Below are 14,186 nucleotides of genomic sequence, written 5' to 3'. Positions count from 1 at the left end.
CTCCTCCGATCGCCCCGCCGGCCCCGATCGGGCGCATCCCGGTCGTCGAGATGTCCCCCGTGGTCGAGGGGGGCCGGTGGCCCGCGAAGGCCGTGGTGGGTGAGGTCGTCCCGGTCGAGGCCACGGTCTTCCGCGAGGGCCACGACGCGGTCGCGGCGACCGCGGTGCTCGTCGCCCCGGACGGCTCGGACCACTCGTGGGCGCGCATGGTCGACGTGGCCCCCGGCCTCGACCGGTTCCGCGCGACGCTCTCGCCCGACGCCACGGGCGCGTGGTCGTTCCGCGTCGAGGCGTGGTCCGACCCGTACGGCACGTGGGCGCACGACGCGGCGATCAAGGTCGCGGCGGGCATCGACGTCGAGCTCATGCTCGCCGAGGGCGTCGCGCTCTTCGAGCGCATCACGGCCCTGGAGGGCCTGAGCCCGCAGGACGCGAAGACCCTGCACGACGGCGCCGCGGCCCTCGCGGACCCGTCGCGCCCCTCCCCGGCCCGGCTCGCGGCAGCCCTGTCTCCCGAGGTGCGCGACGCCCTGGGTCGCACGCCCCTGCGGGACCACGTGACGCCGTCGGGCACGTATCCCCTGCGGGTGGACCGGCCGCTCGCGCTCGCCGGTGCCTGGTACGAGATGTTCCCCCGCTCCGAGGGCGCGCGACGCCTCAAGGACGGGACGTGGCGGTCCGGGACGTTCACGACCGCGGCCAGGCGCCTGCCCGCGATCGCCGCGATGGGCTTCGACATGGTCTACCTGACGCCCGTGCACCCCATCGGGACCACGCACCGCAAGGGCCGCAACAACTCGCTGACCGCGCTGCCGGGCGACCCGGGGTCGCCCTACGCGATCGGCTCGAAGGACGGCGGGCACGACGCGATCCACCCCGAGCTCGGCAGCGAGCGCACGTTCAAGGCGTTCGTGAAGGAGGCCCGGCGCCTGGGCATGGAGGTCGCGCTCGACCTCGCGCTCCAGTGCTCGCCCGACCACCCGTGGGTCACCGAGCACCCCGAGTGGTTCACGACGCGCGTCGACGGCTCGATCGCGTACGCCGAGAACCCGCCCAAGAAGTACCAGGACATCTACCCCCTCAACTTCGACAACGACCCGGCGGGCATCTACGCCGAGGTGCTGCGCGTCGTGCGGGTGTGGATCGCGCGGGGCGTCACGGCGTTCCGCGTCGACAACCCGCACACCAAGCCGCTCCCGTTCTGGGAGTGGCTGCTGGCCGAGGTCCGCGCGACGAACCCCGAGGTGATCTTCCTGTCGGAGGCGTTCACCAAGCCCGCGATGATGCACACGCTCGCGCGGATCGGGTTCCACCAGTCCTACACGTACTTCACGTGGCGCAACGAGAAGACCGAGCTCGCCGAGTACCTGACCGAGGTCTCGGGGCCTGCGGGGTCCTACATGCGCCCGAGCTTCTGGCCCACGACGCACGACATCCTGCCGCCCTACCTGCAGCACGGCGGCGTCGCGGGGTTCGCGGTGCGCGCGGTGCTCGCGGCGCTCGGCTCCCCCACGTGGGGCGTCTACTCGGGCTACGAGCTCGTCGAGAACGTGCCGCGCCCCGGCGTCGAGGAGCAGATCGACAACGAGAAGTACGAGTACCGGCCGCGCGACTGGGCGCTCGCCGAGGAGATCGGCATCTCGGCCCTCCTGACCCGCCTCAACGAGGTGCGACGCGAGCACCCGGCGCTGCGCCAGCTGCGCAACCTCACGGTCCACCCCACGAGCAACGACCAGGTCCTCGCGTTCTCGCGGCACCTGCCCGAGAGGGTGTCGCCCGACGGGACGGTCGTGCCGGCCGACACCGTGGTCGTGGTCGTGAACCTCGACCCGTGGGGCACGCAGGAGTCCATGGTCCACCTCGACCTCGCCGCCCTGGGCCTGGCGCCCGAGCAGCAGTTCGTCGCGCACGACCTGCTGTCGGGGGCGTCGTACGGCTGGGGCGAGGACGTCTACGTGAGGCTGGTCCCGCAGGAGCAGGTGGCGCACGTCATCCACGTGAGGACACCATGAGCAGCTCGCCGTTCTCGGCACGCGCCGCGGGCCCGGCCGCGCGCGTCGCGGGCCCCGCGGCGGGGCCCGCCCCGGTCGCGCCGACGACCGCGCCCCTGCCCGTCGGCGCGCTGCCCCCGCGGCGCCAGCCCGCGGCTCCCTCGGCGCAGCGCTCGGGCCTCTCGGCGGACCCCGCCTGGTACAAGACGGCCGTGTTCTACGAGGTCCTGGTCCGCGCGTTCTCGGACTCCTCGGGCGACGGTTCGGGAGACCTGCGCGGGCTGATCGAGCGCCTGGACTACCTCCAGTGGCTCGGGATCGACGCCCTCTGGCTTCCCCCGTTCTACCCGTCGCCGTTGCGGGACGGCGGGTACGACGTCGCGGACTATACGGCCATCGCGGGCCAGTACGGCTCGATGGCGGACTTCACGGAGCTCATCGCCGAGGCGCACGCGCGCGGCATCCGGATCGTGATCGACCTGGTCATGAACCACACGAGCGACCAGCACCCGTGGTTCCAGGCGTCGCGCGCCGACCCTGAGGGGCCGTACGGCGACTTCTACGTGTGGAGCGACGACAACACCCGGTACGAGGACGCGCGCATCATCTTCGTGGACACCGAGACGAGCAACTGGACGTTCGACCCGGTCCGGCGCCAGTTCTTCTGGCACCGGTTCTTCTCGCACCAGCCGGACCTCAACTTCGAGAACCCGCGCGTCGCGGACGCGATGCTCGACGTGACGCGGTTCTGGCTCCAGGTGGGCGTGGACGGGTTCCGTCTGGACGCGGTCCCGTACCTGTTCGAGGCCGAGGGCACGAACTGCGAGAACCTGCCCCAGACGCACCGGTTCCTGCGGCGCGTGCGCCAGATGGTCGACGCCGAGTTCCCGGGACGCATCATCCTCGCGGAGGCGAACCAGTGGCCCGCGGAGGTCGTGGACTACTTCGGCACCGAGGAGGAGCCGGAGTGCCACATGTGCTTCCACTTCCCCGTCATGCCGCGCATCTTCTACGCGATCCGCGACCAGCGGGCCAACCAGATCGTCGACATCCTGCGCGACACCCCGCCCATCCCGGCGGGCGCGCAGTGGAGCACGTTCCTGCGCAACCACGACGAGCTGACGCTCGAGATGGTCTCGACCGAGGAACGCGCGTCGATGTACGGGTGGTACGCGCAGGACCCCCGCATGCGCGCGAACGTCGGGATCAGGCGCCGCCTGGCGCCGCTGCTCGACAACTCGCGCAAGGAGGTCGAGCTCGCGCACGCCCTGCTGCTGTCGCTGCCGGGCAGCCCGTGCCTGTACTACGGCGACGAGATCGGTATGGGCGACAACATCTGGCTGCCGGACCGGGACGCGGTCCGCACGCCCATGCAGTGGACCCCGGACCGCAACGCGGGCTTCTCGACCGCGGACCCGGGCAAGCTGTACCTGCCGCCCATCCAGTCGCTCGTGCACAACTACGGGTACGTCAACGTGGAGAACCAGCTCGCGCAGCCGACGTCGCTGCTGCACTGGGTCCACGGCATGCTCGCGGTGCGCAGGCTGCACCCGGCGTTCGGCGACGGCGAGCAGGTCACGCTGAGCACGGACAACGAGTCGGTCCTCGCATTCCTGCGCCGCAACGCGGCCGAGACGATCCTGTGCGTCGCGAACCTCTCGGCGACCGCGCGCACGGCCACGATCCACCTGCCGGAGCACGCGGGCGCGACCCTGACCGACGTGTTCGGCGGGGCCGCGTTCCCCTCGGTGGGCGAGGACGGCGACGTCGTGATGACATGGGGTTCGAGGGACTTCTACTGGCTCACGGTGTCGTAGGACGCCCTGACCTGCCCGGCAGAAGGAGCTGACGTGGTGCCGAAGACCGTCTCGTCCTCTCCCGTCGTGTCGCGCCCCGGACCGCTCGGGTCGGCGCAGCGCGTGCCGGTCCCCGACGACCCGCTGCTCGGGCTCCTCGACGCGTGGCTGCCCGCGCAGCGCTGGTACCCCGTCAAGGGCCTCGCGGTGCGGCACGTGCCGTGGATGAGCTTCGCGCTCACCGAGCGCTGCACGCTGCACCTGCTGCGCATCGTGGGCGACGGGGTGGACCTGGTGATCCAGGTCCCGTTGGTCCTAACGCCCGCGGGCGGGCTCGCCCCGGACCCGCGGCCTGCCGACGCCCGCGGGTCAGGTGCTGCGGGCACGGCCGGCGCGCCTCTGCCGGGCCTGGTCGGCTTCGTGCCGGAGCCGGCGCGGCGGCCGGACGGGCCGCGGGGTGCGAGCAGGGCGAGCGGCTCCGAGGGTTCCGCAGCCCCGCTCGCGGTGCACGACGGCGCCACGCACCCCGACCTGTGGGTGGCCCTCCTGGGCGCGCTCGAGCGGGCGGACGACGCAAGCCCGAGCGACCCCGACCGGCACGACGCCCCCGGGCACCGACCGGTCGACCTGACGGGAGCCCGCATGGTCGGCGGCGAGCAGTCGAACTCCTCGGTGATCCTCCCCGGGGTCGCGGGCGGGTCGATCCTCAAGATCCTGCGGACGATCGCGATCGGCCCGAACCCGGACGTCGTGGTCCCCGACGCGTTGGCCCGCGTCGGCTGGACGGGCGTGCCTCGCCCGCTCGGCTGGGTCGAGGCGACGTGGGAGCCGCTCGACGTGCCGGCGGAAGCCCCTGACCTGGGGCCGGCGAGGACCGCGCACCTCGCGGTCCTGAGCGAGCTCGTCACGGACGCGCGCGACGGGTTCGAGCTCGCGTGCGCCTACGCGTCCCAGGACTCGTCGTTCGCGGACCTCGCGGCCGACCTCGGCCGGACGCTCGCGAGCATGCACCGGGCCCTGCGCGAGGCGCTGCCCACGGGTCCACCGCTCGAGGCGGGCTGGCTGCTGGGCGACCTGCGCCGTCGGGCCCGCGAGGCCTGCGCCTCGTCCGCCCCTCTCGGGCGACGCGCCGCGCAGGTCGAGGTGTTCCTCGACGGCGTGGCCGAGCGCCTCGCCCGCGAGGAGGCACCGCCTCCCGTGCTCCAGGCGATCCACGGCGACATGCACCTGGGGCAGGCCCTGCACGCGCTCGGTGACGGCTGGAAGATCCTCGACTTCGAGGGCGAGCCGCTGCGGCCCGTGGCCGAGCGCACCCGCCCGGACCTGCCGCTGCGCGACGTCGCGGGGATCGTGCGCTCGCTCGACTACGCGGCGGCCGTCGGCGGCGCGCGCTCGCCCCGGTGGACGACGACGGCGCGCACCGCGTTCGTCGAGGCGTACCGGCGCGAGATCGGCGAGGACGACGGGACCGCGGGTCTCTCGGTCTCCACGACCGAGGCGCTGCTGCGCGCCCTGGTCCTGGACAAGGCGCTGTACGAGGTCGTGTACGAGTCGCGCAACCGCCCGGCGTGGGAGCCGATCCCGCTCACCGCGGTGGACCGGCTGCTGGGCGGGCGGTAGCCGCGCGGCCGGCCGTCGCCCGACGTGCCGGGCCGCCGGCTGCGCAGGAAACCCGCCGTCACCAGGCATGATGGTGCCGCGGTTCGACGACGACCCCTCACCTCTCTGGAGCTTCCCCGTGACCTCGGCCCCGGCCTCTGCAGACCTCGCGCACTCGACGATGACAGCGCTGACATCCCCGCCCGCCCAGGCCCCGGGCACCGCCGACGCCGCGCGGGCCCTGACCCGCCGCGAGCTGCACGCGGGCTGGACCGCGCGCGCCGTCGCCGGCCCCGTCCCGGCGCACCTCGCCGACCAGGTGCACGCGCCCGTACCCGCGACCGTGCCGGGCACGGTCCACACCGACCTCCTCGCGGCCGGGATCGTCCCCGACCCCTACCTCGACGACAACGAGCACGTCCTCGCGTGGATCGGCCGCTGCGACTGGGAGTACCGCACCACGTTCGAGTGGGCCCCCGACGGGCACGAGCGCCACGACCTCGTCGCCGACGGCCTCGACACCGTCGCGGCCGTGACCCTCAACGGCCACCTGCTCGCCGAGACCGCGAACCAGCACCGCACCTACCGCCTGCCCGTCGACGAGCACCTGCGCCCCGGCGCCAACGAGCTCGTCGTGCGCTTCTCCTCGCCGCTCGCGTACGCCGCCGCCCAGAACGTGGCCATGGGCTACCGCCCCCACACCAACCCCCACCCGTTCAACGCGATCCGCAAGATGGCGTGCAGCTTCGGCTGGGACTGGGGCCTGGAGACCGCGACGTCGGGCATCTGGCGCCCCCTCGCGCTCGAGGCGTGGTCGGGCGCGAGGCTCGCGGCCGTGCGCCCCGTGGCGTCGGTCGCCGGGCCGGCCGCCGACGCGCCGCACCCGGCCGGGGCCCCGGCCTCGCCCGACGCCCCCGTCCCCGGCCGCCTCGCGGTCCACGTCGACGTCGAGCGCTCCCCCGGCGTCGACGGCCCGCTGGACGTCGCGGTCCACGTCGACGGGCTCGTCACGACCGCCCGGGTCCCGGCCGGGCAGGACTCCACGCTCGTCGACGTCGACCTCCCGGCCGTACGGCGGTGGTGGCCCCGCGGGTTCGGCGAGCAGCCGCTCTACGAGGTCGCGGTCGAGCTCCTCGCCGACCCCGGGGCCACCGTGCCGTCGGCCGAGGCGACCGAGAAGCACCAGGCGCGCGCCGCCGTCGGGCCGCTCGACGTACGGCGCCAGCGCGTGGGATTCCGCACCGTGCGCCTCGACATGCTCCCCGACGAGCACGACGGCGAGCCCGGCACGTCGTTCGTGATCGTCGTCAACGACCAGCCCGTGTTCGTGCGCGGCGCCAACTGGATACCCGACGACGCGTTCCCCCACCGCGTGACGCGCGAGCGGTACGCCGCGCGCATCGCCCAGGCCGAGCAGGCGAACGTCAACCTGCTGCGGGTCTGGGGCGGCGGGATCTTCGAGGCCGACGACTTCTACGACCTGTGCGACGAGCGCGGCATCCTCACGTGGCAGGACTTCCTCTTCGCGTGCTCGACGTACGCCGAGGAGGAACCGCTGCGCAGCGAGGTCGAGGCCGAGGTGCGCGACAACGTCGTGCGCCTGTCCCCGCACCCGAGCCTCGTGCTGTGGAACGGCAACAACGAGAACCTGTGGGGCTTCCACGACTGGGACTGGCAGCCACGCCTCCAGGGCCGCACCTGGGGCCTGGGCTACTACACCGAGCTGCTGCCCGCGCTGCTCGCCGAGCTCGACCCGGGGCGCCCGTACACGCCGGGCAGCCCGTGGTCGGGCACGGTCGACCTGCACCCCAACCTGGACGCGCACGGCTCGGTGCACGTCTGGGACGCCTGGAACCGCAAGGGCTACGAGGTGTATCGCGACCACGTCGCGCGCTTCGTCGCCGAGTTCGGCTGGCAGGGCCCGCCCACGTGGTCGACCCTGCGCGACGCCCTGTCCGACGACCCGCTGACGCCCGAGTCCCCCGGGATGCTCGTGCACCAGAAGGCTGCGCAGGGCAACGACAAGCTGACCGACGGCCTCCTCCCCCACTTCCCGCTGCCCGACGACATGGACGACTGGCACTGGGCCATGTCCCTCAACCAGGCGAACGCCATGACGGTCGGGATCGAGCACATGCGCTCGTGGAGCCCGCGCTGCGCGGGCGCGATCGTGTGGCAGCTCAACGACTGCTGGCCCGTCACGTCGTGGGCCGCGGTCGACGGCGCGGGCCGCGCCAAGCCGACCCTGTTCGCGCTCGCCCACGCGTACCGCGACCGCCTGGTCACGGTCCAGCCCCGCCGGCCCGACGGCGGCGCGCCCGTCCCCGGCGGCCCCTCGGCGCTCGCGGTGGTCGTCGTCAACGACTCGCCCGACCCGTGGAGCGGGACGCTCGTCCAGCGGCGCGTGCGCTACGACGGGACGGTCCTCGCGGAGGCGAGCACCGCCGTCGGGCTGGCGCCGCGCGAGACGCGCACGCTCCTGCTGCCGGGCGCCGTCGCGACGGCCGCGAGCGCCCGCGACGAGGTGGTCGTCGCGACCCTCGGCGACGAGCGCGGGCTGTGGTTCCTCGCGGAGCCGCGCGACAGCGCGCTGGCCGAGGGCGGGCTGGACGTGGAGGTACGGGAGGTCGCCTCGGACGCCCCGGCACCGTCGCCCGTGCCGGGCTCGATCCGCGAGACCGCCGCGGACCGTGGGCCCGCAGGAGGTCGCCGGTACGAGGTCGCCGTGACGGCCCGGACGCTCGTGCGCGACGTCGCCCTGCTGGCCGACAAGGTGCACCCCGACGCAACCGTCGACGACCAGCTCGTCACGCTCCTGCCCGGCGAGTCCGCGACGTTCACCGTGACCTCACCCGCGCCGCTCGACCCGCTCGCACTGGGCGCGCGCCGGGTGCTGCGCACCGCGAACCAGCTCGTCGCGCGACCGTCGACGCCGGGCGTGAGCCGATGAGCGCCGGGTGAGCGCACGCCCGCGCGGCGCGGGGAGTACGCACGCACCCCGGCGACGTGGAAAGGTTGGGCCATGACCGGGTCATCGACAACTCCGAGCAGCTCCCTCCCACCGCTCCCCGTGGTGCCGGCCGATCCGGTCGGGCTCGCGGCCGTCGCCCAGGGCAGGGCCGCCAGTCCGCACGCGGTGCTCGGCCCGCACCTGACCGCGGTGCCCCTGCCCGGCGGCCGGACCGGGGGCGCCGCCACGGTGCGCGTCCTGCGTCCTCTCGCGGACGAGGTCGCGATCGTGACCCTCGACGGCGAGTTCGCCGCGACGCACGAGCAGGACGGGATCTGGGTCGCGGTCGTGCCCGCGGCCGTCGACGAGCCCGAGCCCGGCACCTCGACCCCACCCGTGCTGCACGCGCCCGACTACCGCGTCCGCTCGCGCTACGGCGAGACCACGACCCTCCAGGACGACCCCTACCGGTTCCTGCCGAGCCTCGGGGAGATGGACCAGCACCTGATCCGCGAGGGGCGCCACGAAGAGCTGTGGGCCGTGCTGGGTGCCAACCCGAAGGTCTACCCGAGCGTCCTCGGCGAGCCCGGTGCGGCCGGGACCACGAGCGGCACGGCGTTCGCGGTCTGGGCACCCAACGCCCGCGCGGTACGGGTCATCGGCGACTTCAACCACTGGCAGGGCAGCACCCACGCCATGCGGTCGCTCGGCGACACGGGGGTGTGGGAGCTGTTCGTGCCCGGCATCGGGCCCGGGACGCTCTACAAGTACGAGATCCTCACGGCCGCGGGCGCCTGGCTCCAGAAGGCCGACCCCCTCGCCAAGGGCACGCAGGTGCCGCCCGCCAACGCCAGCGTCGTCGTCGCGTCCGGTCACGAGTGGACCGACGACGCCTGGCTCGCCGAGCGCGCCGCCCGCGACCCGCACGCGGGCCCCGTGAGCGTCTACGAGGTGCACCTGGGCTCGTGGCGGCAGGGCCTGAGCTACCGCGAGCTCGCCGACCAGCTCACGGCCTACGTCCTGGAGACCGGCTTCACGCACGTCGAGCTCATGCCCGTGGCCGAGCACCCCTACGGCGGCTCGTGGGGCTACCAGGTCACGAGCTACTACGCCCCCACCGCGCGCTTCGGGCACCCCGACGACTTCCGGTACCTCGTCGACACCCTGCACCGCGCCGGGATCGGCGTGATCCTCGACTGGGTACCGGCCCACTTCCCCAAGGACGAGTGGGCGCTCGCCCGCTTCGACGGGACGCCGCTCTACGAGCACCCTGACCCCCTGCGCGGCGAGCAGCCCGACTGGGGCACCTACGTGTTCGACTTCGGCCGCAACGAGGTGCGCAACTTCCTCGTCGCCAACGCAACGTACTGGTTCGAGGAGTTCCACGTCGACGCCCTGCGCGTCGACGCCGTGGCCTCGATGCTCTATCTCGACTACTCACGAGGCCCCGGCCAGTGGCACCCCAACGTCCACGGCGGGCGCGAGAACCTCGAGGCCATCGCCTTCCTCCAGGAGACCAACGCGACCGCCTACCGGCGCACGCCGGGCGTCATGATGATCGCCGAGGAGTCCACGGCCTGGCCCGGCGTCACGCGCCCCACGGACGCGGGCGGCCTCGGGTTCGGGCTCAAGTGGAACATGGGCTGGATGAACGACTCGCTGCGCTACGTCGCCGAGGAGCCCATCAACCGGCGCTACCACCACCACGAGATCACGTTCTCGATGGTCTACGCGTACTCCGAGCAGTTCGTCCTGCCCATCAGCCACGACGAGGTCGTGCACGGCAAGGGGTCCCTGTACGGCAAGATGCCGGGCGACGACTGGCAGAAGCGCGCGGGGGTCAGGTCCTTCCTGGCCTACCAGTGGTCGCACCCCGGCAAGCAGCTGCTGTTCATGGGGTGCGAGATCGCCCAGCACACCGAGTGGAACGAAGCCGCGAGCCTCGACTGGGCCGGCCTCGGCGACCCGGGCAGGGCGGGCGTGCAGCGCCAGGTGCGGGACCTCAACGAGCTCTACCGGCGCACGCCCGCGCTGTGGGCGCTCGACCACGACCCCGCGGGCTTCGAGTGGCTCGACGCCGAGGACGCGGACCACAACGTCGTCGCGTACCTACGGCGCGACGCCGCAGGGAACCAGGTCGCGGTCGTCGTGAACTTCGCGGGCACCCCGCACGAGGACTACCGGCTCGCGCTGCCCCAGGGCGGCGCGTGGCGCGAGGTCCTCAACACCGACGCCGAGGTCTACGGCGGCTCCGGGGTCGGGAACCTGGGCGAGGTCCACGCCGAGTCGCGCCCGTGGAAGGGGCGGGCGCACTCCGTGTCGCTGCGTGTCCCGCCGCTCGGTGCGCTGTACCTGGAGCCGGTCTGACGCCGAGCGCCCTGCGGCGGCATCGACGACGGCGGCCGGTCACCTCGTGCGAGGTGGCCGGCCGCCGTCGTGCGTGGTTCGCGGGTGTCAGTACAGGTTGATCGCCAGGAGCTGGCGTGCCTTGCCGACCCGGGGGTCGGCGGGGCCGAGGATCTCGAAGTAGTCGACGAGCCGACGGCGCAGCGTCTCCTTGTCCTCGGCGCTCGACCCGGGCAGCAGGTCGAGCAGGCGCCCGAAGGCGTCCTCGATCTTGCCCCCGAGGACGTCCAGGTCCGCGACGTCGAGCTGCGCCTGGAGATCGGTGGGCCGGGACGCCGCGGCGTCGCGCGTGGCCTGCAGATCCAGGTCGCGCGTGCGGCGCAGCAGCCCCACCTGTGCGAGACCGGCCGTCGCGAGGTGGTCGCGCGGGTCCTGCTTGATGGCCTTCTCGTACGCCGCGACGGCCGCGTCGAAGTCGTCGCGCTCGATCGCGTCGTACGCCTCCTGGTGCAGCGGCGGCAGCTCGGGCTCGGGAGCCGGGGCCTCCGCAGCCTCGGCCGCGGGGGCTCCTCCCTGGGCGGGCGCACGGCCCGTGACGCCGTTGCCCTCGGCGATCTGCAGCACCTGCTCCAGGACCGCACGGACCTGGTCCCCCGCGGCCGCGCCCTGGAACAGCGGGACCGGCTGGCCGCCGACGATCGCGACGACCGTCGGGACGCTCTCGACCTGGAAGGCGGCGGCGATCTGCGGGTACGTCTGCGCGTCGACCCGGCCCAGGAGGAAGCGCCCGGCGAACTCCTCGGCGATCGCGCCGAGCTCGGTGCCGAGCTGCGCGTTCGCCTGGTCCGTCGGGATCCAGAGCAGGACCACGACGGGGTACTGCGTCGAGTCCTGCACGAGCTGCGGGAACGACTCCTCGGTCACGTCGACGACGTAGCCACCGGCCTCGGGCGCGCCACCAGGAGCGCCGGGCGGAGGGGCCGTCGGACGATTCAGGGACGACAGGTCGACGGCACCGCGGACGTCGAAGTTCGGCTGCTGGCTCGGTTGGCTCATGGCTACATCCTATGAAGAATCCGGCCGCGTGCCGCGCGTCCGACGACGGGCGGCACGCGGCCGGGACACGGGTGGCGGGGCGCCCGGGACCGGGCGCATCCCTGAGGCGTCAGGAGGTCGCGACGGACGTCGCGACGTTCTCCATGCCGAGCACCTGGACGCCGGTCGTCGCACCCGCGGGCGGGATGTACATCGCGACCATGGTCGTGTACCCGACGTTGAGCTTGTTCGTCGGCTCGCTGGCCCCGAAGAGCGCCTTCTCGGTGTCCGACCCGGGAGCGATCTTGCCGCCCTCCTCGATCGTGCGCGTCTCGAGAGCGGTCAGCCCGGCCATGACCATCGCGCCGCCGTCGGCCGTGCGCACCGCGCGCGCCTGGTCGGGCGTCGGGGTGAACGTCATGGTCAACGAACCCTCGGCCTTGCTCAGCTCGGCCATCTGCACGGTCGCGTTGTTCGCGACCCACGCACGCAGCGGGTCGTCGGCGAACGACCCGGCGTACGCGGAGCCCGCACCGAGCGTCAGGACGTCCGCGTACTGCGCCACGGCGTCCGCCGGAGTCACGAGGAGCGACGGGTCGTCCATCGGGACGGACTCGCTGCCCACCGCAGGGCCCGCGAACGCGGGCAGGGTCGCGCTCGGGAACAGCCTGACCCAGGCCCACAGCTTGTACGGGTCGCGGGCCGCCGTCTGCTCGTACGCGAGCAGGCGCGGGGACTGGAGGTCCTCGGGCTGGACGGTCACGGCGTAGGTCTGGCGGGGCCAGGTGTCCGTCGTCGTGATGATGTCCTGCTGGACGTCGGTCGGCAGCTTCGTGACCAGGTCCTGGTTGCCCCGCACCGCGGCGACCGCGAGCTGGCTCGTCCGGAGCGAGAGCGCCGGGCCGGCGAGGCGGTTGCCGAGCTGGGCGGCGTCGTTGGTCGCGGCCGCCTCGTCGAGCGAGGTGCCGACCGCGGTGCGGACCTCGGCCATCTGGTCGGCAGTCAGCGCAGGGACCGCCTCGGTGGGCGTCGGGTCCGGGTCTGCCGTGGGCACGGGCGAGGCGCAGCCTGCGAGCAGGATGGCCCCTGCGAGGACACCTGCTACGGCGGCCGTGCGGGTCGCGGAGCGGCGGGGGGTGCGCTTGCTCATCGGTCTCCTCCGGTCGTGTCGGGGGTCTGGGTCTGGTCGTCGTCGCCCGACGTGGGCGGGGCAGCCTTCGTCTGCCCGAAGCCCCACGCCTGACGCCAGGCGTCGGCCCGGGCGGCCGAGCCACCGTCGGCGCCGGCCTGCGGCTCGGCGGTCGGGGCGGGCACGACGGGCTGGGCGGCGGTGGCGTTCTTCTGCCGACCGGGCACGACCGGGATCTGCCCGGTCAGCCACCGGTTGCGGGGGCGCTGCGCGCGCGCCTCCTCCTGGGCTGCGCTCTCGGCCTCGAGGCGCTGCCTCTCGGCCCTCTCCCGCAGCTCACGGCGGGTGAGCGTGGCGGTCGCGCCGGTCTGCGGCGAGGGCTCCCGCTGGGCGGTGCCTCGAGCGTCGCCGGACGCAGGGTCGGTCGGTGCGGGCGCACCCGTCGGGCCTGCGGTGCCCTCGGCCGTCCCAGCCGTCGGCTCGTCGCCCTTGCCCTTCGTGGTGCGCCCGGACGGCTTGCCGCCCTTCTTGCCGTCCTTCTTGCCACCCACGAACGAGATCACGCCGATCGCGAGCCCGGCCAGCAGGAGCAAGGTGCCCCCGGCGATCCCCGGCCACTGCCAGGGCGTCGAGACCTCTCGGGCCCAGGTCAGGGTCACGACCGGGGTGGCAGGGTCCTCACCGGTACCGGCAGCGAGCAGGCTCCAGCGGCCCGGTCGGTCGGACCAGCGCAGGCTGACCTCGCCCGCGCCCGACGACTCGGCGAACCACATGTCGGAGCCGGCCGGGTCCACGCCGACGACCGGCGCCGGAGCGGCCTCGTCGGTCGTGGCGTCACCCTCAGCGGGCACCTCACCCTCGGCGGGAGCCTCGCCCTCGGCCGGGGTCTCCTCCGCCGGAGGCGGCGCGGCGACCGACCTGGTCGAGAGCGTGTCCCAGTCCGTGAGGCCCGTGACGACAGTGTGGGCGTCCGTGCCGACCCATCCCTCGACGTCGACCTCGCGGCCGATCACGAGCGTGACGGGCTTGTCGTCCGAGGTCTTCGCGGTGACGGTCACGTCGCCCGCGACCATGTCGAGGACGCCAGGATCGGAGACGACCAGGGGCGAGGAGCCGCCGGCGGGGGTCGTGGCGACCACCGTCTCGCTCTCACGCCAGATCGTCGCCGAGGCGACCCCCGTGCCGATCCCCACCAGGCCGAGCACGATCAGGCCGGCGGCCAGGATTCGTTGAAGCACCGAGTTTTCCCTTCGTCATGGACAATCCACAATAGAGGCGAACGAGCGTCGGATTCGAAAGTTCGCCGGATGGCGACGATCGCCGCAGACTCTTCACGAACT

At 73.6% G+C, this 14,186-nt stretch carries 8 protein-coding genes; 5 read left to right on the top strand and 3 right to left on the bottom strand.

From position 1 onward, the window contains the following. The first annotated feature begins 50 nt into the window (after positions 1 to 50). The 5 genes from WFH32_RS06120 to glgB all read left to right on the top strand — a co-directional run bounded on the left by WFH32_RS06120 (position 51) and on the right by glgB (position 10,703). On the top strand, positions 51 to 2,012 hold the full coding sequence (locus WFH32_RS06120; RefSeq protein WP_442946312.1) for an alpha-1,4-glucan--maltose-1-phosphate maltosyltransferase: 1,962 nt from the start codon (positions 51 to 53) through the stop codon (positions 2,010 to 2,012). Beyond that, positions 2,009 to 3,808 carry a maltose alpha-D-glucosyltransferase gene (gene treS / locus WFH32_RS06115; protein WP_191794092.1) on the top strand — a complete coding sequence of 600 codons (1,800 nt, stop codon included), beginning with the start codon at positions 2,009 to 2,011 and terminating at the stop codon, positions 3,806 to 3,808. The genes WFH32_RS06120 and treS overlap by 4 nt, the downstream gene beginning before the upstream one ends. A 33-nt stretch (positions 3,809 to 3,841) precedes the next feature. Next, positions 3,842 to 5,407: a phosphotransferase gene (locus tag WFH32_RS06110; RefSeq protein WP_336706519.1), complete on the top strand. Its 1,566-nt coding sequence runs from the start codon at positions 3,842 to 3,844 to the stop codon at positions 5,405 to 5,407. A gap of 118 nt (positions 5,408 to 5,525) precedes the next feature. Continuing rightward, positions 5,526 to 8,336, top strand: coding sequence for a glycoside hydrolase family 2 protein (locus WFH32_RS06105; protein WP_336706518.1), 2,811 nt, complete (start codon positions 5,526 to 5,528; stop codon positions 8,334 to 8,336). 72 nt (positions 8,337 to 8,408) lie between these two features. Continuing rightward, positions 8,409 to 10,703 (top strand): 1,4-alpha-glucan branching protein GlgB, encoded by a 2,295-nt coding sequence (gene glgB / locus WFH32_RS06100; RefSeq protein WP_336706516.1) that lies wholly within the window; start codon positions 8,409 to 8,411, stop codon positions 10,701 to 10,703. A gap of 87 nt (positions 10,704 to 10,790) precedes the next feature. Here glgB and WFH32_RS06095 read toward each other — a convergent pair whose 3' ends face one another. The 3 genes from WFH32_RS06095 to WFH32_RS06085 all read right to left on the bottom strand — a co-directional run bounded on the left by WFH32_RS06095 (position 10,791) and on the right by WFH32_RS06085 (position 14,084). Further along, positions 10,791 to 11,738 (bottom strand): tetratricopeptide repeat protein, encoded by a 948-nt coding sequence (locus WFH32_RS06095; RefSeq protein WP_191794095.1) that lies wholly within the window; start codon positions 11,736 to 11,738, stop codon positions 10,791 to 10,793. A 109-nt stretch (positions 11,739 to 11,847) separates the two neighbouring features. Then, positions 11,848 to 12,867, bottom strand: a complete 1,020-nt coding sequence (locus WFH32_RS06090) for a hypothetical protein (RefSeq protein WP_336706514.1) — start codon at positions 12,865 to 12,867, stop codon at positions 11,848 to 11,850. After that, complete coding sequence (locus WFH32_RS06085) at positions 12,864 to 14,084, bottom strand: hypothetical protein (RefSeq protein ID WP_336706513.1); 1,221 nt, start codon at positions 14,082 to 14,084, stop codon at positions 12,864 to 12,866. The genes WFH32_RS06090 and WFH32_RS06085 overlap by 4 nt, the downstream gene beginning before the upstream one ends. Between the last annotated feature and the right edge of the window lie 102 nt (positions 14,085 to 14,186).

It is taken from the genome of Oerskovia sp. USHLN155, assembly GCF_037145535.1.
GTDB lineage: Bacteria > Actinomycetota > Actinomycetes > Actinomycetales > Cellulomonadaceae > Oerskovia > Oerskovia rustica.
This window is presented reverse-complemented; position numbering and strand designations above follow the sequence as displayed.